This window comes from Nocardioides sp. LHD-245 (genome assembly GCF_030929495.1).
Taxonomy (GTDB): Bacteria; Actinomycetota; Actinomycetes; order Propionibacteriales; family Nocardioidaceae; genus Nocardioides.
This window is the reverse complement of sequence record NZ_JAVFWN010000015.1, coordinates 56,861-77,000: the sequence shown is the minus strand read 5'-3', so window position 1 is coordinate 77,000 and position 20,140 is coordinate 56,861. Positions and strand designations below refer to the sequence as shown.

Annotated in this window: 20 protein-coding genes; 10 read left to right on the top strand and 10 right to left on the bottom strand. The window is 72.4% G+C overall.

What is annotated here, in order from left to right:
* The first annotated feature begins 33 nt into the window (after nucleotides 1–33).
* A complete protein-coding gene (locus tag RB608_RS21355; RefSeq protein WP_308090078.1) occupies nucleotides 34–1,278 on the top strand; it encodes an MFS transporter in 1,245 nt (414 codons plus the stop codon).
* Here RB608_RS21355 and RB608_RS21350 read toward each other — a convergent pair.
* The 3 genes from RB608_RS21350 to RB608_RS21340 form a co-directional block, all read right to left on the bottom strand.
* A complete protein-coding gene (locus RB608_RS21350) occupies nucleotides 1,271–2,152 on the bottom strand; it encodes an exodeoxyribonuclease III (RefSeq protein WP_308090077.1) in 882 nt (293 codons plus the stop codon). The two genes, RB608_RS21355 and RB608_RS21350, sit on opposite strands and share 8 nt — an antisense overlap.
* A gap of 10 nt (nucleotides 2,153–2,162) precedes the next feature.
* Entirely contained in the window at nucleotides 2,163–3,146 is a 984-nt protein-coding gene (locus RB608_RS21345) for an NAD-dependent epimerase/dehydratase family protein (protein ID WP_308090076.1), read from the bottom strand.
* Nucleotides 3,147–3,442: 296 nt separating this feature from the next.
* A complete protein-coding gene (locus RB608_RS21340; RefSeq protein ID WP_308090075.1) occupies nucleotides 3,443–4,000 on the bottom strand; it encodes an NYN domain-containing protein in 558 nt (185 codons plus the stop codon).
* Between the two features lie 140 nt (nucleotides 4,001–4,140).
* Here RB608_RS21340 and RB608_RS21335 point away from each other — a divergent pair, with 140 nt between their 5' ends.
* From RB608_RS21335 to RB608_RS21325, 3 genes are read left to right on the top strand one after another with little or no spacing between them, the layout of a single operon-like run.
* Nucleotides 4,141–4,905: a GH25 family lysozyme gene (locus RB608_RS21335; RefSeq protein WP_308090074.1), complete on the top strand. Its 765-nt coding sequence runs from the start codon at nucleotides 4,141–4,143 to the stop codon at nucleotides 4,903–4,905.
* Between the two features lie 6 nt (nucleotides 4,906–4,911).
* Nucleotides 4,912–5,265: a thioredoxin gene (gene trxA / locus RB608_RS21330; protein WP_308090073.1), complete on the top strand. Its 354-nt coding sequence runs from the start codon at nucleotides 4,912–4,914 to the stop codon at nucleotides 5,263–5,265.
* Nucleotides 5,258–6,331, top strand: coding sequence for an LLM class flavin-dependent oxidoreductase (locus tag RB608_RS21325; protein WP_308090072.1), 1,074 nt, complete (start codon nucleotides 5,258–5,260; stop codon nucleotides 6,329–6,331). The genes trxA and RB608_RS21325 overlap by 8 nt, the downstream gene beginning before the upstream one ends.
* Here RB608_RS21325 and RB608_RS21320 read toward each other — a convergent pair.
* Nucleotides 6,321–6,965 (bottom strand): TetR/AcrR family transcriptional regulator, encoded by a 645-nt coding sequence (locus RB608_RS21320; RefSeq protein ID WP_308090071.1) that lies wholly within the window; start codon nucleotides 6,963–6,965, stop codon nucleotides 6,321–6,323. The genes RB608_RS21325 and RB608_RS21320 overlap by 11 nt on opposite strands.
* 83 nt (nucleotides 6,966–7,048) lie before the next feature.
* Between RB608_RS21320 and RB608_RS21315 the strand changes: the two genes are divergently transcribed.
* Nucleotides 7,049–8,002 (top strand): oxygenase MpaB family protein, encoded by a 954-nt coding sequence (locus tag RB608_RS21315; protein WP_308090070.1) that lies wholly within the window; start codon nucleotides 7,049–7,051, stop codon nucleotides 8,000–8,002.
* A 115-nt stretch (nucleotides 8,003–8,117) separates the two neighbouring features.
* Here the strand turns inward: RB608_RS21315 and RB608_RS21310 are convergent, their stop codons facing one another.
* Nucleotides 8,118–8,726 (bottom strand): hypothetical protein, encoded by a 609-nt coding sequence (locus tag RB608_RS21310; protein WP_308090069.1) that lies wholly within the window; start codon nucleotides 8,724–8,726, stop codon nucleotides 8,118–8,120.
* Nucleotides 8,727–8,874: 148 nt separating this feature from the next.
* Here RB608_RS21310 and RB608_RS21305 point away from each other — a divergent pair, with 148 nt between their 5' ends.
* From RB608_RS21305 to RB608_RS21285, 5 genes are all read left to right on the top strand, one after another.
* Nucleotides 8,875–9,516: a hypothetical protein gene (locus RB608_RS21305; RefSeq protein WP_308090068.1), complete on the top strand. Its 642-nt coding sequence runs from the start codon at nucleotides 8,875–8,877 to the stop codon at nucleotides 9,514–9,516.
* Between the two features lie 71 nt (nucleotides 9,517–9,587).
* Nucleotides 9,588–11,972: an excinuclease ABC subunit UvrA gene (locus RB608_RS21300; protein WP_308090067.1), complete on the top strand. Its 2,385-nt coding sequence runs from the start codon at nucleotides 9,588–9,590 to the stop codon at nucleotides 11,970–11,972.
* 64 nt (nucleotides 11,973–12,036) lie between these two features.
* Entirely contained in the window at nucleotides 12,037–12,366 is a 330-nt protein-coding gene (locus tag RB608_RS21295; protein WP_308090066.1) for an AbrB/MazE/SpoVT family DNA-binding domain-containing protein, read from the top strand.
* The gene (locus tag RB608_RS21290; protein ID WP_308090065.1) at nucleotides 12,363–12,674 is read left to right on the top strand and encodes a hypothetical protein; all 312 of its coding nucleotides are present in this window, start codon (nucleotides 12,363–12,365) and stop codon (nucleotides 12,672–12,674) included. The genes RB608_RS21295 and RB608_RS21290 overlap by 4 nt, the downstream gene beginning before the upstream one ends.
* Before the next feature lie 79 nt (nucleotides 12,675–12,753).
* Nucleotides 12,754–13,689: a hypothetical protein gene (locus RB608_RS21285; RefSeq protein WP_308090064.1), complete on the top strand. Its 936-nt coding sequence runs from the start codon at nucleotides 12,754–12,756 to the stop codon at nucleotides 13,687–13,689.
* Nucleotides 13,690–13,772: 83 nt separating this feature from the next.
* Here RB608_RS21285 and RB608_RS21280 read toward each other — a convergent pair whose 3' ends face one another.
* From RB608_RS21280 to kdpB, 5 genes are all read right to left on the bottom strand, one after another.
* The gene (locus RB608_RS21280) at nucleotides 13,773–14,108 is read right to left on the bottom strand and encodes a 4a-hydroxytetrahydrobiopterin dehydratase (RefSeq protein WP_308090063.1); all 336 of its coding nucleotides are present in this window, start codon (nucleotides 14,106–14,108) and stop codon (nucleotides 13,773–13,775) included.
* 62 nt (nucleotides 14,109–14,170) lie between these two features.
* The gene (locus RB608_RS21275; protein ID WP_308090062.1) at nucleotides 14,171–14,854 is read right to left on the bottom strand and encodes a response regulator transcription factor; all 684 of its coding nucleotides are present in this window, start codon (nucleotides 14,852–14,854) and stop codon (nucleotides 14,171–14,173) included.
* Nucleotides 14,851–17,409 (bottom strand): DUF4118 domain-containing protein, encoded by a 2,559-nt coding sequence (locus RB608_RS21270; protein ID WP_308090061.1) that lies wholly within the window; start codon nucleotides 17,407–17,409, stop codon nucleotides 14,851–14,853. Before RB608_RS21270 ends, RB608_RS21275 begins: the two co-directional genes overlap by 4 nt.
* A gap of 43 nt (nucleotides 17,410–17,452) precedes the next feature.
* Nucleotides 17,453–18,040: a potassium-transporting ATPase subunit KdpC gene (gene kdpC, locus RB608_RS21265; RefSeq protein WP_308090060.1), complete on the bottom strand. Its 588-nt coding sequence runs from the start codon at nucleotides 18,038–18,040 to the stop codon at nucleotides 17,453–17,455.
* Between the two features lie 15 nt (nucleotides 18,041–18,055).
* Nucleotides 18,056–20,074 carry a potassium-transporting ATPase subunit KdpB gene (gene kdpB, locus RB608_RS21260; protein ID WP_308090180.1) on the bottom strand — a complete coding sequence of 673 codons (2,019 nt, stop codon included), beginning with the start codon at nucleotides 20,072–20,074 and terminating at the stop codon, nucleotides 18,056–18,058.
* Nucleotides 20,075–20,140: the final 66 nt, after the last annotated feature.

Genomic DNA, 20,140 nt, shown 5'->3' with positions numbered 1-20,140 from the left:
CTCACTAGTCGGACAGCATGATTGGCTGGTGAGGTGAGTCCCACCGTCGCATCACCCTCCTCCGAGGAGCGGACGGTCTCGGCCGCGCACCGCTGGGCGATGCTGGCGGCCGGCACCGGCGCGCAGGCGGCGACCTCGGCGATGGTGACGGCGCCGAGCTTCCTGATCCCGCAGCTGCACCGGCCGCGGGGCGAGGGCGGGTACGGCATGAGCCTCGCCGAGGCCGGGCTCGTGGCCGCCGCGGCGATGGCGGGGATGATGCTCACCCTCGTGCTGTGGGGTCTCGTGGTCGACCGGCGCGGCGAGCGGTTCGCGCTGCTGGCCGGCCTGCTGGTGACGGCGAGCGGGGGTACCGCGGCGGCCGTGCTCGCGGAACCGTGGCCGATGGCGGCGGCGCTGGGCTTCGCGGGCATCGGCGCCGCGGCCACGAACTCGGCGTCCGGCCGGGTGGTCGTCGGCTGGTTCCCCCCGGAACGGCGGGGGATCGCGATGGGGATCCGGCAGACCGGACAGCCGCTGGGGGTCGGCATCGCCGCCGGCACGGTCGCGGTCATCGCCCACCACCACGGCATCGGACCGGCGCTGTGGGTGCCCACGGGCGCGACGGTCGCGGTCGCCGTCGTGGTCGCGCTCGTCGTCCTCGACCCACCCCGACCGCCGGCCCTCGAGGGCCGGACCGCCGCCAACCCGTACCGGGCCGATCGCTACCTCGCCCGGATCCACGCCGCCTCGGTGCTCCTGGTGGTCCCGCAGTTCCTGGTGTGGACCTTCGGGCTGACCTGGCTGGTCGACGACCTCGGCTGGCCGCCGGGCCTGGCCGGCCTCGTCGTCGCCGGCACCCAGGTGGCCGGCGCGGCCGCCCGGATCGGCGTGGGTTGGGCCTCCGACCTGGCCGGCAGCCGGATGCGGCCGATGCGCACGGTCGCCCTCCTCGCCGCCAGCACCATGGCGCTGCTCGGCCTCGCGGCCACGGGCGCCCCCCGCTCCACGGCCGTGACGGTGGTCGCCGTGGTCCTGCTGGTCGCGGCGTCCGCCGTGACCGTCGCCGACAACGGTCTCGCCTTCACCGCGGTCGCCGAGCGGGCCGGGCCGTTCTGGTCCGGGCGCGCCCTCGGGCTGCAGAACACCGCCCAGCACGTCGCCGCGGTGGCCGTCCCGCCGGTCGCGGGGCTGACCATCACGGCCTGGGGGTACGGCGCGACCTACGCCCTCGCCGCGGCCCTCCCCCTGCTCGCCGTGGGCGTCGTGCCGGTCCCCGGCGAGCGTCAGGTCAGCTGAACGCGTAGTCGACCACGACCGGCGCGTGGTCGCTGAGCCGGGTGCCGGCGTACTCCCGGTCGACCACCGCCGCCAGCGCGGCCCGGGCCAGCGCGGGGGTCGCGAGGTGGTAGTCGATCCGCCATCCGGCGTCCTTGGCGTAGGCCTGGCCGAGCCAGCTCCACCAGGAGTACGGCCCCTCGGCGTCGGGGTGCAGCCGCCGGACGACGTCGACCAGGGTGCGGGGCGTGAGCTGGGCGTCGAACCAGGCCCGCTCCTCGGGCAGGAAGCCCTCGACCTGGTTGCTGCGCCGCCAGTTGGCGACATCGGCCCGGGTGTGCGCGATGTTGAGGTCGCCGGTCAGCAGGAACTCCCGGCCCTGCGCGGCCGCGGCCTTGCGCGAGGCCGCGAGGTGGCGGGCGAAGCCGGCCATGAAGGCCATCTTGCGCTCGTACTTCGCCCCGCCGTCAGGCGCCTCACGCATTCGTCGGGGGTCTTGCAGGTGGGCGGGGAGGCCGCCCTTGGGGAGGTAGAGGCTGGCCACCGTCAGGGGTACGCCGGCCAGGTCGACCTCGACGTAGCGCCCCTCAGTCGCGTGGCGGCGCAGCTCCCGCTGCAGCGGCCGGCCGGGGATCGGCACCGACCAGGTGCGCACGGCGGCGGCCGGCTCGCGGGTCAGCACCGCGACCCCGTTGCGCCCGGCGATCTCACCGGCGTCGTACGCCACCTCGTAGTCGCCGAACGCCCCCTCCGGCAACGCGTCGACCGGGCACCGGACCTCCTGCAGCGTCACGACGTCGCAGCCGCGGGTCGCCAGCCAGTCGCCGAAGCCGCGGCGGTGGGCGGCGCGGATGCCGTTGATGTTGGCGGTGGCGATGCGGAACGGGCGGGACACCCGCCGGAGGTTAGCGATCCCGCCAACGGGCCAGGAGGTCGGCCTCCCGCTCGATGGTGATGCCGGTGATCCGCGCCGCCGGGTCGGCGTCGAGCCACGCACGGGTGTCACGGGTGGTCGCGCCGACCGGGCGCGGCGCGAGTCCCGCGGCGAGAGCCGGTCCGGCGTCGTGGGCCAGCATGCCGTCGTACGCCGGGCGCGGCAGCCAGACCGGGATGCTGTCGGGCCCCGACCACGGCTCGACGCCCTCGGCCTCGAGGAAGTCCTGGTCGACCCACACCAGCCGCGCGTCGGGCAGGCCGGCCGCGAGCAGCTCGCCCATCGGCATCGCGGGCCCGACAGCGTCGTACGTGCCACCGGCGCGCTCCTCGGCGAGGGTCACGATCCAGGTGGCGAGGTCCCGGACGTCGATCACCTGCACCAGGTCCTCGGGGCGCCCGGGCGCGAGCACGTCGCCGGTGGTGGCCGAGCGGCGTGCCCAGTAGGCGAACCGGCCACTCGGGTCGCCGGGCCCCACGATCAGGCCCGGCCGCACCACGGCGGCCCCCGGCACGGCGTCGAGGACGAGCCGCTCGCAGGCGACCTTCATCCCGCCGTAGCTCTCGACGTCGGCCATCGGGTCGCGGTCCTCGTCGATCGCGGCCTTGAGCCGGCCCGTCCCCGGACCGGCCGGGTCGGCGTCGTCGGCGTAGACCGAGATGGTGGAGACGAAGACCCAGTGCGCGCCGGGACCGTGGGCGTCGTGGAGTGCGGCGAGAGCACGCCGCACGTGGGACGGCAGGCGCGACACGTCGACCACGGCGTCGTACGGCGGCCCGTCGGTCAGCTCCGGGGGCGGCGGCTCCGCCCGGTCCCAGCGCACCGTCGTCACCCCCGGCGGGGCCGTGCCGGACCGGCCGCGGTTGGCGCACACCACGTCGTGCCCGCGCTGCGCGGCCTCGGCCGCCACCGCGCGGGAGAGGAACTGGGTGCCGCCGAGAACCAGGAGCCTCATCCGGACACTATGCCCGACGGCCCCAGCAAGCCCGTCTTGTCGCCAGGCCGGGCCCCGTCTTGTCGCCAGGCCGGGCCCCGTCTTGCCGCCAGGCCGGGCCCCGTCTTGTCGCCAGGCCGGGCCCCGTCTTGTCGCCAGGCCGGGCCCCGTCTTGCCGCCAGGCCAGGGCTGGTGTCACCGGGCTCGACGGCGCGGCCGGCAGCGTGTCGGACGCGCGCAGCGCATCGGGGGAAGCCCGCGGCCCGAGCGCAGCGAGGCCCGTGCGGCGAGCCCGATATCCGACCCGCTCGGCCCAATCAGAGGAACGCCGTGGGGTCGAACTCGTCGATCGGGATGATCCGGACGCGCGGCAGTCGCTCGTTGAACGCGTTGACGTCGTACTCCAGGTCGAAGAACTCCAGGCCCCGGGTGGTCAGCTGCGCGAAGGCGCTGTTGCGGAACTCGGTGAACCCGACCAGGCCGACCCGGCGGCCGTCGAGGACGTTCTCGACCTGCTCCACGAAGTCGCCGTCGTTGCTGACCAGGACGACGTCGGCCTCACGGCTCTTCAGCTCCTCCAGCGTGCGCTGGATGGCGATGTCGACGACCTTCTGGTTCGCGCCGCCCGACAGCGGGATCGGGCGGTAGCCGATCGCGAGCAGCGCCTGCACGAACGACATCGGCAGCTCGCTGTTGGCGGCGAGGAAGAACAGGCCGTTGGTCTGCTGCCCCCACTGCCGCTCGACGAACTGCAGCAGCCGCTCCCACCGCGGACGCTCCTCGGGGCGTGGCCGCCGGCCGAGGATCGACGTACCCAGCGTCGCGTCGATGTTCTCCCCGTCCACCAGGACGTGGGTGGTCCGCGCGGTCTCCATGGGAGGAGGCTAGCCGCCGCCCCGCACGGCCGAGGACGGCCGGACCTGATTGCGGCGGATCGGATCAACCCGCTTGATCCGATCCACAGCGATCGGCAGGTCACCGACCAGATGGTTGGCTGGACCGCGTGAGGAGCCTGGTGACCACCATCGCCTGCGTGGCCCTGCTGTCGCTCGCGGGCTGCGGCGCAGACGCGCCCGCCCCGGCGATCTCCGCCCCGACGAGCACGCCCACCGCGACACCCACCGCGCCGATCACCCCGACGCCCACCCCGACGCCCGCCGCGACACCCACCCCGGTCCCCTCCCCCGAGCCGGCACTCGTGGAGGGCATCGACGCCTCCCACCACCAGGGCCCGATCGACTGGCCGCGGGTGGCCGGGGCCGGGATCCGGTTCGCCTACCTCAAGGCGACCGAGGGCACCGGGTTCACCGACCCGCGCTTCGCCGCGCACCGGGCCGCCGCCGTCCGCGCGGGCGTGGCGGTCGCCGGCTACCACTACTTCCAGCTCTGCAGCGACGGCACCGCCCAGGCCGAGCACTTCCTCTCCGTCCTCGGCACCGGCCGGGACCCGGACCTCCCACCCGCCGTCGACCTCGAGGTCGCGGGCAGCTGCGCCGATCCGCCGGCGTCGCCGACCCTGCTCGCGGAGATCCGGGAGTTCCTCACGACGGTCGACGAGCGGCTGGGCACGACCACACTGGTCTACCTCTATCCCGAGTTCGAGGAGCGCTTCGGGTTCGCCGACGACCTGGCCGACCACCCCCAGTGGGTACGTCGCCTCGGTGACCGTCCGCCGGGCCGCGCCTGGGCCGTGTGGCAGTACGACGACCGCGGCTCGGTCCCCGGCGTCTCCGGCGGCGTCGACCGCAACCGGGGAACAATCCCTGTCGCGAAGCGTTGAGTAGACATGTCCACCATCGACCTCACCGCCGGCAACTTCGAGCAGACGGTCCTCGACAACGAGATCGTGTTCGTCGACTTCTGGGCGTCGTGGTGCGGCCCGTGCCGCAACTTCGCCCCGATCTACGAGGATGCCGCGCAGGAGCACGCCGACCTCGTGTTCGGCTCGGTCAACACCGAGGAGGAGCAGCAGCTCGCCGCGGCCGCCAAGGTCACCTCGATCCCGACCCTGATGGCGTTCAAGAAGGGGGCGCTGGTGTTCTCCCAGGCCGGCGCCCTGCCCGCCCCGGCGCTGGCGCAGGTCATCGCCGCGGTCCGCGACTTCGACGTGGACGCCGCGAAGGCCACCGGCGGTGAGTGAGCCGGTCACCCCCGCCACCGACCTGCAGCTCGGCCTCGACACCTTCGGCGACGTCACCGTCGACCCGGCGACGGGCGAGCGGCTGGGTCACCCCGAGGTCATCCGCGGCATCGTCGAGCAGGCCGTGCTCGCCGAGGAGGTGGACCTCGACGTGTTCAGCATCGGCGAGCACCACCGGGACGACTTCGCCGTCTCCGCACCCGACGTGGTGCTGGCCGCCATCGCTGCGCGCACCGAGCGGATCGGCCTCGGTACGGCGGTCACGGTGCTCAGCTCCGACGACCCGGTCCGCGTCTACGAGCGGTTCGCGACCCTCGACGCGCTGTCGAACGGGCGGGCGGAGATCACCCTGGGCCGCGGCTCCTTCACCGAGTCGTTCCCGCTGTTCGGCTTCGACCTGGGCGACTACGAGCGCCTGTTCACCGAGAAGCTCGACCTGTGGGCAGCACTCCAGGGCGAGGGGTCGGTGACCTGGGACCGCGGCGAGCTGCGGGCCCCGCTGCGTGACGTCCGCGTCTACCCGACGACCGAGCGCGGCTCGATCCCGACCTGGATCGGCGTCGGCGGCTCGCCCGAGTCCGTGGTCCGCGCGGCCCGCTACGGCTTCCCGCTCATGCTCGCGATCATCGGCGGCGAGCCGGCGCGCTTCGCCCCGTTCGCCGACCTCTACCGCCGCGCCCTCGACGAGTTCGAGATCCCGGCCCGCCCGATCGGCGTGCACTCCCCCGGCTTCGTCGCCGAGTCCGACGACGAGGCGCGCGAGCTGCTGTTCCCGCACTTCAAGGCCAACCGGGACCGGATCGGTGCCGAGCGCGGCTGGGGACCCGCCACCCGTGAGCAGTACGACGCCGAGGTCGATCACGGAGCCCTGTTCGTGGGCGCCCCCGAGACGGTCGCGCGCAAGATCGCGGACGCCGTCCGGGCCCTGGGCATCCAGCGCTTCGACCTGAAGTACAGCAACGGCACGATGCCGCACGAGCAGCTGTTGCGCAGCATCGAGCTCTACGGCACCCAGGTCGCGCCCCGCGTGCGCGAGTTCCTCGCCGCCGAGCCGGTCAGGGCCTGACGCCGGCCCCGTTCACGGTCAGGAACAGGTCCACCAGGACGTCGACGAGACGGTCGCGCTCGACGACGATGTCGCCCTGCAGGGCGGCTCCGAGCGCGTGCGCGACGCCGCCGATGAGGAACTGCGCGGTCAGCCGCAGCTCCACCGGCAGCCCCTCGGGCGAGTCGGCGGGGTCGCCCGAGGACGTGGTCGCCGCGAGCATCCCCGCGAAGCGCCGCGACTCCTCCAGCACCCGTGGACCGAGCACCGGCGAGGTGATCGACTCGAGCAGCGCGATCCGGCCCTTGCGCGGGTCCTCGAGGAAGAGGTCGACCATCTCGACGAGCACCGCCCGGGTCCGGGCGCGCACCTCGGCCGGCGCTGCCGCCAGGGCCGTGACCGACCGGGACGCGGCCTCGCCGGCGATCTGCTCGAACACCGCGAGCTGGAGCTCCTCGATGCTCGCGAAGCTCTCGTAGAAGTACCGGGCGGCGAGACCGGACTCCTCCGCGACCCCCCGGACCGTCGTACCGGCGACGCCGCGGGTGCCCATCGACTCCAGGCCCGCGGCCAGCAGCCGGCTCCGGCGCTCGGCGACCCGCTCCTCGGCCGCGCGCCCGCCGTAGCGTCGCGCGCCGTCCGCCCGATCTGTCACCTGGACATCTTGACACGCGTGTTGACCGATGGATGAATAGATCTGTCAACGCGTGTTGACAGTTCGCGACAGGAGCTCCTGCCATGTCCGACCCGCTGGCCGACCCGCTGGCCGACCTGCCCCCGTGGCACCCCTCGCAGCCGCACCACGAGGTGGCCGCCGACGTCCGCGCCTGGCTCGGCACACCGGCGGCGTTCGCCCTGTTCGGGCGGCTCGCCCTCGACCAGGTCGCCTACCGCGAGGTCGCCGCCGCGGTCGACGCCACCGGCCGGTTCGCGCAGAACTTCACCGACCGCGGGATCCGCAGCGGCCTGTGGGGCCCGCTGCTGCTCTTCGGTGACGACGCCGACCGGCGGGCCACGGCGCAGCGGCTCAAGGACCTGCACGGCCAGGTCCGCGGACAGGGCCGGGGGCACTTCGCCGGCGAGCGCTACAGCGCGATGAACCCGGCGCTGTGGAAGTGGGTCGGGACCACGAGTCTGCTCGTCTTCCACACCGGCTACGTCACGACCTACCGCCGGCAGCTCACCCCCGAGCAGGTCGAGGTCGCCTACCGCACGATCCTGCACCTCACGGACTTCGACCTGCCCAGCGAGCAGGCCCGGATCCCGGCGACGGCGGCCGAGGCGGCGGCGTACTACGACGAGGTCGCGGCCACCGTGCTGGCCGACAACGAGTTCCTGCGGTGGGCCGACGCCACCTTCGACCGGCTCCCCGTGCCGACCCTGGTCGGGCCGCGCTGGCTCCAGCGGGCCGTCGCCCCGTTCTGGCGGGTCCTCACGCCGGTGCTCGGTCGGCCCGCGAAGGTCTGCGCGGAGGGCGCGGCGCACCCACGGATGCGCGAGCTGCTCGGCGTGCGCTGGACCCGGCGCCGCCAGCGCGAGCTCGACCTCTACCTGTTCCTCGTCCGCTCGGCCCGCCGGTGGCTGCCCCGTTGGCTGCTGCTGGACCCGTTGGCGCTCAACCGGTTCCACTACGAGCGGCTGCGGGCGCTCTACGAGAAGCCGCAGCTGACCTCGTTCGCGCCACCCGGCTGACCACTCCGCCCGATCGGCTGGTCCGGGAGCACACATCGGGCGCGCGAGTCTGTCGCTGCGCACGAGCGGGGTCCGCCGCCGGTGCACACGGCGCGGCCGGCGCACCGCGCCTCGGTCAGCCCCGGCGGTCCTCGGGTCCCCGCGGCAGGAACTGCTCGGTGAAGGCGGGCCAGGCCTCGTCGATCAGCTCCTCCATGTCGAGGTGCGTGGCCTTCCGGACGTACGCCTTGGTCAGCTCGGTGTCCAGCACCTTGAGCAGGAACCGGCGCAGCTCGGCGTCCAGGCCGGCGACCTTCCGCAGCATCGCACCGCGCCGGGTGTCGGTCTTGAGCTCGAGCCCGATCTGGTCCTCGCTGGGCGTCGTCAGCTCCAGCCGCAGGCGGAGCGGCGCCTCGGTGTGGATCTCGAGGACCAGTGGTACGACGACCTCCGCGTTGAAGGTCAGCCTGTCGAGCGGCAGGTCGAGGTCGAAGACCACGCTGATCGGCAGATCGATCGCGTAGGTCAGCAGCTCCCCGGGCACCAGCTCGCCCGTCGTGGGTCGGTAGGTCCCGACGAAGCTCACGCTCGCGAACGCCCGGCCCGGCCCCGCGCCGATCGGTCCCAGCGCGATCTGGTCGCCGAGCACCTGGTCGACGGTGCGCAGGATCCGCTCCTTGTGGAGCACCCGGTGGATCCAGCTGACCCCGAACTGCTCGTACGTCGTCGGCGTGGCCTCGACCACAGCACCCCCCGTGAATGTCCTGGATCCCCCTCCAGGACTGCCGATTCTCGCGCATCGCCCGTCACCGTCCGACGGCGGGCACCTCCTTCAACGCGGGCGAACCGACGAGGTCATGCGAGAATCGCGGCTCGTCGACGAAGGAGCCCCGATGACCGACGCGGCCGTGGTGGTGCGCTACCCGACCCCGGTGGTGGTGCGCTCGGTCGACATCTGCGCCAAGGGTCTGCTGGTGCTGCTCCTGCTGCTCGCCGTGCTCGATCCCGACAGCGGCGGCCTGCGCGACAAGGCGGCCGAGGCCCGGGCCATCGGCTACCCGTTGGCGTCGTTCACCATCCCGGTCGTGTGGCTGCTGGTGTGGAAGGAGCGGGCGTCCTTCCCGTGGCTGCCCGACCTGATGATCACGCTGACCTGCTTCACCGACATCCTCGGCAACCGGATGGACCTCTACGACACGATCGCCTGGTTCGACGACCTGATGCACTTCGTCAACACCGGCCTGATCGCGGCGGCGGTCATCCTGCTGACCCTGCACCACAGCGCCACCCGGCTCCGCGTGGTCGAGCGGGCCCTGGCGGTCGGCGCGACGGCCGCGATCGGCTGGGAGCTCGCGGAGTACGTCGCGTTCATCCGCGGGCACTCGGAGCGGGTGTTCGCCTACGAGGACACCCTCGGCGACCTTGGGCTCGGCGTGCTCGGCTCGGTCGTGGCGGCGCTGGTGATCCATCACCTCTGGACGCGGGGGCAGCTGCGCGCCACCGCGCCGCAGCTGGAGCACCAGATCTCCCGCTGACCCGCCGGAGGCCCGTCCCGGACCCGCCCCGGCCCCCTCGCGGTGTCGGTCCGATCCGTCATGATGGGCGCATGCCGAAGCCTGCCGCCCCTCGCACCAGCGACAGCCACACCGCCGACAGCCACGACACCATCCGGGTGCAGGGCGCCCACGTCAACAACCTCCGAGGTGTCGACGTCGACATCCCCAAGCGCCGCCTCAGCGTGTTCACCGGCGTGTCCGGGTCCGGGAAGAGCTCGCTGGTGTTCGGGACGATCGCCGCCGAGTCGCAGCGGATGATCAACGAGACCTACAGCACCTTCGTGCAGGGCTTCATGCCGTCGCTGGCCCGCCCCGAGGTCGACCACCTGGAGGGGATCACCACCGCGATCCTCGTCGACCAGGAGCGGATGGGCGCCAACGTGCGCTCGACGGTCGGCACGGCGACCGACGCCAACGCGATGCTGCGGGTGCTGTTCAGCCGGATCGGCGATCCGTTCATCGGCCCGCCGACAGCATTCGCGTTCAACGTGCCCACCCGCCGGGCCGGCGGCGTGATGCAGACCGAGAAGGCCGGCGGCAAGGTCGAGAAGAAGGTCGTCAAGAACGCCGTCTACCTCGGCGGCATGTGCGCCGAGTGCGAGGGCCGCGGCACCGTGTCCGACCTCGACATGGGCGCGATCATCGACGAGAGCAAGTCGCTGGTCGAGGGCGCGATCCTGGTGCCGGGCTACACCGCCGACGGCTGGATGGTCGCGCCCTACAAGGAGGTGCTGCCGCCCGAGAAGCCGGTCGCGAAGTACACCAAGGCCGAGCGCGAGGACCTCCTGTACGCCGAGCCGCGCAAGGTGAAGGTCGACAAGATCAACATCACCTACGAGGGCCTGATCCCCAAGATCCGCAAGTCGATGTTCAGCAAGGACGTCGACTCCCTGCAGCCCCACATCAAGGCGTTCGTCGAGCGGGCGGCGGTGTTCGCGCCGTGCCCTGCCTGCGACGGCACCCGGCTCAACGAGGCCGCCCGCGGGTCGAAGATCAACGGCAAGAGCATCGCCGACGTGTGCGCGCTCCAGATCACCGACGCCGCGGAGTGGGTGCGCGGCATCGACGACCCCGGCGTCGCGCCGCTGCTGGCCAACCTGCTCCACCTGTTCGACTCGTTCGTGGAGATCGGCCTCGGCTATCTCTCCCTCGACCGGCCCGCCGGCACGCTGTCCGGCGGCGAGGCGCAGCGCACCAAGATGATCCGGCACCTCGGCTCGGCGCTGACCGATGTCACCTACGTCTTCGACGAGCCCACCATCGGCCTGCACCCCCACGACATCCAGCGGATGAACAACCTGCTCCTCGAGCTGCGCGACAAGGGCAACACGGTCCTCGTCGTCGAGCACAAGCCGGAGACGATCGCGATCGCCGACCACATCGTCGACCTCGGTCCGGGCGCCGGCACGGGCGGCGGCACGATCTGCTTCGAGGGCGATCTCGCCGGCCTGCGGGCGTCCGACACCCTCACCGGCCGCCACCTCAGCTACCGGGCGGCCGTCAAGGAGACCGTCCGGGAGGCGAGCGGCGCGATCGAGATCCGCGGTGCCTCCACCCACAACCTGCGCGACGTCGACGTCGACGTTCCGCTCGGCGTGCTCTGCGTCGTGACCGGCGTCGCCGGCTCCGGCAAGAGCTCCCTGATCCACGGCTCGATCGCCGGCCGCGACGAGGTCGTGGTCATCGACCAGGGCGCGATCAAGGGCTCCCGGCGGAGCAACCCGGCGACGTACACCGGTCTGCTCGAGCCGATCCGCAAGGCCTTCGCCAAGGCCAACGGCGTCAAGCCCGCGCTCTTCAGCGCCAACTCCGAGGGCGCCTGCGAGAGCTGCAACGGCAACGGGATGATCTACACCGAGCTCGGGTTCATGGACACCGTCGCCACGGTGTGCGACGAGTGCGGCGGCAAGCGGTTCCAGGCCTCGGTGCTCGAGCTCCGCCTCGGCGAGCTCAACATCGCCGAGGTGCTCGACCTGCCGGTCGCGCAGGCCCACGCCTACTTCGCCGAGGGTGACGCCAAGACCCCTGCCGCCGCTGCCATCCTGCAGCGGATGGAGGACGTCGGCCTCGGCTACCTCAAGCTCGGCCAGCCCCTCAACACCCTCTCCGGTGGCGAGCGGCAACGGCTCAAGCTCGCCATGCGGATGGGCGAGAAGGGAGGCGTCTACGTCCTCGACGAGCCGACCACCGGCCTCCACCTCGCCGACGTCGACAACCTACTCCGGCTGCTCGACCGACTGGTCGACGCCGGCAAGTCCGTCGTCGTCATCGAGCACCACCAGGCCGTGATGGCCCACGCCGACTGGATCATCGACCTCGGTCCCGGCGCCGGCCACGACGGCGGCACGGTCGTCTTCGAGGGCACGCCGGCCGACCTGGTCGCGAAGCGGTCGACGCTGACCGGCGAGTACCTGGCGGCGTACGTCGGGGCCTGAACCCCGCGGCTGTAATGCAGCATTACGGCTTGGCCGTGTATCGGCCGTGTGCGACCATCGAAGCATGGACACAACGCCCCGCTTCCACGGCTACGTCAGCCTGCAGCGCCGGGGCCTCGTCGCGCTCCCGGCCGACGTACGTCAGCGCCTGCACCTCGACGAGCCGGGGGCACAGCTGGAGGTCACCGAACGCGAGGACGGCGTCCTGGAGCTGCGCGCGGCACTTCCCGTGCCAGCTGACCAGGCGTGGTTCTGGACTCAGCGCTGGCAGGAGCGCGAGCACGAGGTCGACGACCTCGTCGCGGCCGGCCAGGTCGCCGTCCACGAGGACGTGGACGACTTCCTGACCCACGTCGACGACATCTCCGGCGCCGAGGGATCCGGCGACGAGTGAAGTTCGAGACCACGCCGGCGTTCGACAGCGACGTGCGTCGGCTCAAGCGCGAGTGGCTCGGGGAGTTCAAGAAGGTCGTTCGCGAGAAGTTCGCGCCGGCCTGCGATGCCTATGCTGCCGACCCGACGACCCCGTGGCCGGGGTCGCTGCGGGTGAAGTCGGTTCGCGGTGCCGACGGCGTGCTCGAGATGACCTGGTCGTTCGCCAGCCCTGACGGCCGGGCGACCTTCGAGCTCGTCACCGTCGATGACGAGCTGAGATGCAGGTGGCGACGAGTCGGGGACCACGGCGTCTTCAAGGAGCCCTGAGTCCCTCCGGCAAAGCCGCCCGGGACCGGTCACCGCGATCCGGCTGCATGGTCGGCGCCGCCAGGCCTAGTCTTCACCGGTGAAGTACGCCGTTCGACTCCGCGTCAGTCTCGCTCTCGTCGTCCTACTCCTCGGCTTCTCGGCGGGCGTCCTCCCGTCCGCCTCGGCCGATCCCGTCGCCTCGGCGCCGACCATCATCAGCCCGACGCCGGGACAGGTCATCCGGGACCAGTCGTTCAACGTCCAGTTCACGAGGGCCGACGGGGTCAGCTCCGTGCGCATCTTCATCGACGAGGGAACGAGCGCAGCAAGGACCTTCGACGTGAGTGTGTCGGGTGCGCCGGTCAACGTGCCGGGTTCGGGACCGCACACGATCCGGATCGCCAACATCGAGTCCGATGGGAGCGCCGGGATGTCGAGCCCGACGCAGAGCTTCACACTCGTGCTTCCACCGCCCGGACCGCCCGGCATCTCCATCAATGCCGGCGCGCAGTACACGAACTCGCGCCACGTGACGCTGAAGGTGGTCTGGCCGGCGTACTACCGCGACGGGATGATCATCGACAACGACGGCGGGTTCGCGAACTTCCAGTCGCCTGAGCTCGCTGCCACGGTCCCGTGGACTCTCGTGGGCTCCGGTGACGAGAAGCTACCGAAGACGGTGTACGTCCGGTTCGTTCGCGTCGACCCCAGCTTCTCGGGGACTACCTACAGCGAGCAGACGTTCACCGATGACATCGTGCTGGACCTGACCTCGCCGGTCGTCAAGGCGGCGACCTCCACGAGCAGCAGGGGCCCGGTGGCCCAACGGCTGGCTGCACGCAGATACAAGGTCAGAGTCCGCGCGACCGACAAGGTGTCGGGCGTCGCGCAGGTGCAGTTCGCGACGAAGAAGGCCCATCCGCGTGGCCTCAGGAAGTTCGACCGCAAGGCCTTTGTCCTCAAGAAGGCGCCGCGCTTCGTCAGGGTCGTCGACCTCGCCGGCAACTACTCGGCGTGGAAGAGGATCGCCTGACGCGTGCTCTGACCTTCTGCGCCGCGAAGCCCATGAAGGTGCGGCAACACCCAACTCGCGGGCAGGGCCACGCAACGAGCACGTCACTCCCAGGCGACGACAGCCTCCGGGTCGCCGGCCACGCCCAGGTCGCGGGCGGCGGCGGAGATCCGCTGCGCGAGGTCGAGGTCCGCGGTGGTGAGGGACTCCGTGTCGTGGGTCGCGAGCCGCACCGCCAGGGCCGGGTAGCCGAGCTTCAGGTCCGGGTGGTGGTCGGCGGCCTCGGCGAGGTCGCCGATCGCGTTGACCAGGGCGAGCCCGGTCGCGAAGGTGCCGGTGCGGAAGACCGCGAAGGCGTGCCAGCCCAGGACCCGCCAGTCGTCGACCCCCTCGGCCGCCCCGAACCGCTCCGCACTGATCTGCTCGTAGCTGCGTGCCATGGCTCCGACCGTACGCCGTGCCGCGTCGTGGGCGCGGTCGTGGGCGCGGTCGTGGCGGCGGCTCAACCGCCTTCGGGCAGCAGGCGGTAGCCGATGCCGGGCTCCGTCACGAAGATCCGGGGCGCGGACGGGTTGTCCTCGATCTTGCGCCGGATGCTGGCGAGGTGGACGCGCAGGTAGTTGGTCTGCCGCTCGTAGCCCGGCCCCCACACCGCGTGCAGCAGCTCGGACTGGCGCACCAGGCGTCCCCGCCGGCGGGCGAGCGTCTCGACGATCCTCCACTCGATCGGCGTCAGGTGGACCTCCTCCCCGGAGCGCACGGCCCGGGACTCGGTGACGTCCAGCCGGACGTCACCGGACGTCACCACGAGGGCCGGCTCGGCGACACTCGCCCGGCGCGTCGTGACGCGGACCCGGGCCAGCAGCTCCTCGATCGAGAACGGCTTGGTGATGAAGTCGTCCGCGCCCAGATCGAGCGCCTCGACCTTGTCGTCGGGCTCGCTGCGCGCAGACACCACGATCACGGGCACCTGGGTGAACGCCCGGAGCCGCCGCAGCACGCTGATGCCGTCGATGTCGGGCAGCCCCAGGTCGAGCAGGATGACGTCGGGCATCCGCTCGTCGACGATCTGCAGCGCCGAGCGGCCGTCGGCGGCCGTCTCGACGTCGTACTCGCGGGCTCGCAGGTTGATGGAGAGGGTGCGCAGGATCGCCGGGTCGTCGTCGACGGCGAGGACGAAGGTCATCGACGCTCCTCCTCGGGTGCGGGCGGGCGGGGGAACTCCAGCACGAAGGTCAGCCCACCGGCCGGGGTGTCCTCGGTCGCGATGGTGCCGCCCATCGCCTCGGTGAGGCCGCGCGCGACGGCCAGGCCGAGGCCGACGCCGTCCTTCCAGGGGACGTCGCCGAGCCGCTGGAAGGGCGCGAAGAGCCGGTCCTGGTGGTGGTCGGGCACGCCGGGCCCGTTGTCGCTGATGCGCAGGATCGCCCGCGCGCCCGCGCCGCTGTCGGCGGTGGCGTCGATGGTGCCGTCGATGGCAGTGCCGTCGATGCGGATGTCGGCCCCGAGCGGCGTGTACTTGAGCGCGTTCTCGGCGATATTGGCCACGACCCGGTCGAGCAGGCCGGCGTCGGCGAGGACGGTGAGATCCCGCGGCACGTCGACCGTGATCCGCTCGTTGCCGGCCAGCGGCGCGATCGCGTAGGTCACGGCCCGGCCGAGGCTGACCTCGGTGAGCTGGGCGTGGACCGCGCCGGTGTGGATCCGGCTCATGTCGAGCAGGTTGGTCACCAGCGCGTCGAGCCGGTCGGCGGCGGTCTCGATGGTCTCCAGCAGCTCCGCCTCGTCCTCCTCGGAGAAGGTCACCGCATCGCTGCGCAGGCTGGACACCGACGCCTTCACGGCGGCAAGCGGCGAGCGCAGGTCGTGGGACACGGCGGCCAGCAGCGCGGTCCGGGTCCGGTCCGCCTCGGCCAGGCGCAGCCGCTCGACCTCGGCCCGGCCGGCACGTCGGCGCTCCGCGATCACCTTGGCGTAGGCGGCGTACGCGTTGAGCAGAGCGCGCTCGGAGGCGCTGTGGTTGCCGCCGCGCAGGACCAGGACCGTGTCGTCGTCGATCGCGGTCGAGATGTCGGTGGCCTCGATGCCCGTCGGCGCCTCGCCCACGCAGGCCACCACCTCGTGACCGCCGCGCTCGCCGCGCCGCAGGACGGCGCCGCCGGACGCGCTGAACACCTCGCAGGCCGAGCCCAGCAGGCCGGCCAGGTCGTCACCGGAGTTGAGCAGGCTGTGGGCCAGGACGGTGAGCGCGTCCGCCTCGGCACGCGCCTTCCGCGCCTCCGCGGCGCGGCGCGCCGAATGGTCGACCACCGTGGCGACGGCGATGCCGACCACCACGAACAGGACGATGGCGAGCGCATTGCCCGGCTCGGCGATGGTCAGCTCGTAGAGCGGCGGGGTGAACAGCAGATTGAGGAGCAGCCCGCTGCTCAGCGCGGCGATGATCGCGGGGATCAGGCCGCCGACCAGCGCGGTGGCCACCACCACCACCATCAGCACCATCGCTTCCGAGGGCAGGCCGTGGAACCGGTCGGTGAGCTTGAGGACGGCGCTGACGACCAACGGCGCGACCAGCGCGAAGACGAAGCCCGCGATCCGGCGTCGTACGCCGAGCACACTGTCGGGCTGCCGAGGGGCGAGACCGCGCCGGCGGGCGTAGTCGTGGGTCACGATGTGGATGTCGATGTCCCCGGACGCGGCGATGACCCGTTCCCCGATGCCGGGCCGGGCCAGGGTCGAGAGCCGGCTCCGGCGGCTGGCCCCGATGATGACCTGGTTGGCGTTCTCGGCCCGGGCGAACTCGAGGATCGCCTCGGCGGCATCGTCGCCGACGATCGTGTGGAAGCTGCCGCCGAGGTCCTCGGCCTTGGCGCGCAGGGCGGCGAGCCGGTCGGGGGCGACGCCACTGAGGCCGTCGTGCCGGGTGACGTAGAGGGCCTGCCACTCACCGCCGGCCCGGCGCGAGGCGATCCGCGCCGCCCGGCGCATCAGGGTCGCCGACTCCGGGCCACCGGTCACAGCGGCGACGACGCGCTCCCGCGTGGCCCAGGTGCCCTTGATGTCGTGCTGCTCGCGGTAGCGCTCCAGGCCCTCGTCGACACGGTCGGCCAGCCAGAGCAGGGCCACCTCCCGCAGGGCGGTGAGGTTGCCCTCGCGGAAGTAGTTGGCGAGGGCGGCGTCGACCTTCTCGGGCGCGTAGATGTTGCCGTGCGCCATCCGCCGACGCAGCGACTGCGGGCTCATGTCCACGAGCTCGATCTGGTCGGCGGCGCGGACCACCGCGTCGGGCACGGTCTCGCGCTGTCGCACTCCGGTGATCGACTCGGTGACGTCGTTGAGCGACTCGAGGTGCTGGATGTTGACGGTGGTGATCACCTCGATCCCCGCGTCGCGCAGCGCCTCGACGTCCTGCCAGCGCTTCTCGTGCCGGCCACCCGGCACGTTGGTGTGCGCCAGCTCGTCGACGAGCACGACGCTGGGGCGTCGCTGGAGGATCGCGTCGAGGTCCATCTCCTCCTGGACCGTGCCGCGGTACGCGACGCGGGCGCGCGGCACCACCTCCAGGTCGCCGAGGGAGCCGATCGTCTTCCGGCGACCGTGGGTCTCGACGTACCCGACCACCACGTCGGTGCCGCGGTCGCGCCGCCGATGGCCCTCGTCGAGCATCGCGTAGGTCTTCCCGACCCCGGGCGCGGCGCCGAGATAGACCCGCAGCCGCCCGCGGGCGTCGGCCGTCTCCATGGGCCCAGTCTCTACCTGTCGTGGCGACGATTGGGGCGGGGCGTCACGCCGACGCCTCGCGGATCGCCACGTTGAGCGTCAGGACGTTGACGCCGGGCTCGCCGTGGAACCCGAGGAACCGGCCCTGCGTGTGGTCCTGGATCAGCCGGTGCACCTCGGCGAGGGACAGCCCGTTCGCCGCGGCCACGCGCGCCGCCTGGAGCTCGGCGTAGGCGGGCGAGATGTGCGGGTCGAGCCCGGAGCCGGAGCCGGTCACGGCATCGGCGGGGACGGCGGACCCGGCGACACCCTCGGCCGCGGCGACCGCCGTACGACGCTCCGCGATCGCCGCGTCGAGGTCGCGGCTCAGCGGCCCCAGGTTGCTCGGCGCCGACGCGAGCGGGTCGTAGTCGTTGGCGGAGGGACGGGCGTGGAACCACTCCGGGCCCGTGAAGCTCTGCCCGATGAGCGCGGACCCGACGACCTGTCCGTCGACGCGGACGGGCTGACCGTCGGCCCGGTCGCCGAGCGTGCGGCCCACGGCCCAGACGGCCACGGGATAGCCGACGCCGAGGATCACGGTGAACACGACGAGGAGTCGGAGGGCAGCCAGGGACTGGCGGGCCAGGTCGGACAAGGTGGAGGAAACCATGGTGATCAGGTCCTTCTAGCGGCCCAGGCCGGGGACGGTGGAGACGAGCAGGTCGATGAGCTTGATGCCGACGAACGGGACGACGATGCCGCCGAGTCCGAAGATGTAGATGTTGCGCCGCAGGATCGAGGTCGCCGACGCAGCCTTGAACCGGACGCCCCGCAGCGCGAGCGGGATCAGCGCCACGATGATGAGCGCGTTGAAGATGACCGCCGACAGGATCGCCGACTCCGGCGTGGCCAGGCCCATCACGTTGAGCCGGTCGAGCGACGGGTAGGCCGCCACGAACATCGCCGGGATGATCGCGAAGTACTTCGCCACGTCGTTGGCGATCGAGAAGGTCGTCAGCGCGCCGCGGGTGATGAGGAGCTGCTTGCCGATCTCGACGACGTCGATGAGCTTCGTGGGGTCCGAGTCGAGGTCGACCATGTTGCCGGCCTCCTTCGCGGCCGCCGTACCGCTGTTCATCGCGACGCCGACATCGGCGGCGGCCAGCGCGGGGGCGTCGTTGGTGCCGTCGCCGGTCATCGCGACCAGGCGGCCGCCCTCCTGCTCCTTGCGGATGTAGGCCAGCTTGTCCTCGGGGGTGGCCTCGGCGAGGAAGTCGTCCACACCCGCCTCCTCCGCGATCGCCCGGGCGGTCAGTGCGTTGTCGCCCGTGATCATCACGGTCCGGATGCCCATCGCGCGCAACTCGGCGAACCGCTCGGTCATGCCCTGCTTGACGACGTCCTTGAGGTGGACGACACCGAGCACGTGGCCCTGCGTCGCGCCGGCGTCGATGCAGCCGATGACGAGCGGCGTGCCGCCGGAGCGGGCGATCTCGTCGACGACGTCGGTCACGTCGGCCGAGGGGTTCGTGCCCAGCCAGGTGGCGACGGCGGAGCCGGCGCCCTTGCGGACCTGCGTCCCGTCGGCGAGGTCGACGCCGGACATCCGGGTCTGCGCGGTGAACTCGACGAACGTGGCGCCCGCGGGGAGGTCCCGGTCGTCGGCCCCCTGCGTGAGGGCGAGCTCGACGATGGAGCGACCTTCCGGCGTCTGGTCGGCGAGGCTCGACAGCCGCGCCACGTCGCGCAACCGCTCCTCGCTGACCCCGGCGGCGGGGACGAACCGGGCCGCCTGACGGTTGCCGTAGGTGATCGTGCCGGTCTTGTCGAGCAGCAGCGTGCTGACATCACCGGCGGCCTCCACCGCGCGGCCGGACATGGCCAGGACGTTCACCCGGACCAGGCGGTCCATGCCGGCGATGCCGATCGCCGAGAGGAGCGCCCCGATGGTCGTCGGGATCAGGCAGACCAGCAGGGCGACGAGGACCACCAGGTCCTGCGGCGCCCCGGCGTACTCGGCCATCGGGGCGAGGGTCGCGACGGCGGCGAGGAAGACCAGGCTCAGGCTGGCCAGCAGGATCGACAGCGCGACCTCGTTCGGCGTCTTGCGGCGCGAGGTGCCCTCGACCAGCGCGATCATCTTGTCCAGGAAGGTCTCGCCGGCCGCGGCCGTGATCCGCACGACGATGCGGTCCGAGAGCACTCGGGTGCCGCCGGTCACGGCGCTGCGGTCGCCGCCGGCCTCCCGGATGACCGGCGCGGACTCCCCCGTGATCGCGGACTCGTCCACCGACGCGATGCCCTCGACGATGTCGCCGTCGCCCGGGATCACCTCGCCCGCCTCCACGACGACCCGGTCGCCGACCTGCAGCTGGGTCCCCGGGACCCGGCTCTCGGCACCGGACGCGTCCAGCAGCCGGGCGACGGTGCCGGAGCGCGTGGCCCGCAGCGACGCCGCCTGCGCCTTGCCGCGGCCCTCGGCCACGGCTTCGGCGAGGTTGCCGAAGAGCACGGTCAGCCACAGCCAGACCGCGAGGGAGATCGCGAACAGGCTCGGGTCGGCCAGCGCGGCGACGGTGGTGCCGACCGAGCCGAGCCAGACCAGGAACATCACCGGCGAGCGCCACAGGTGCCGCGGGTCGAGCTTGCGCAGGGCCTCGGGGAGCTGCTGCAGCGCCTGGCCGAGCAGCACCCGCAGGCTCATGCCCGCGGCCGGCCGTCGTACCGGGTCCGGGGTGGGGTGCCCGGCCAGCTCGGGTCCGTCGACAGG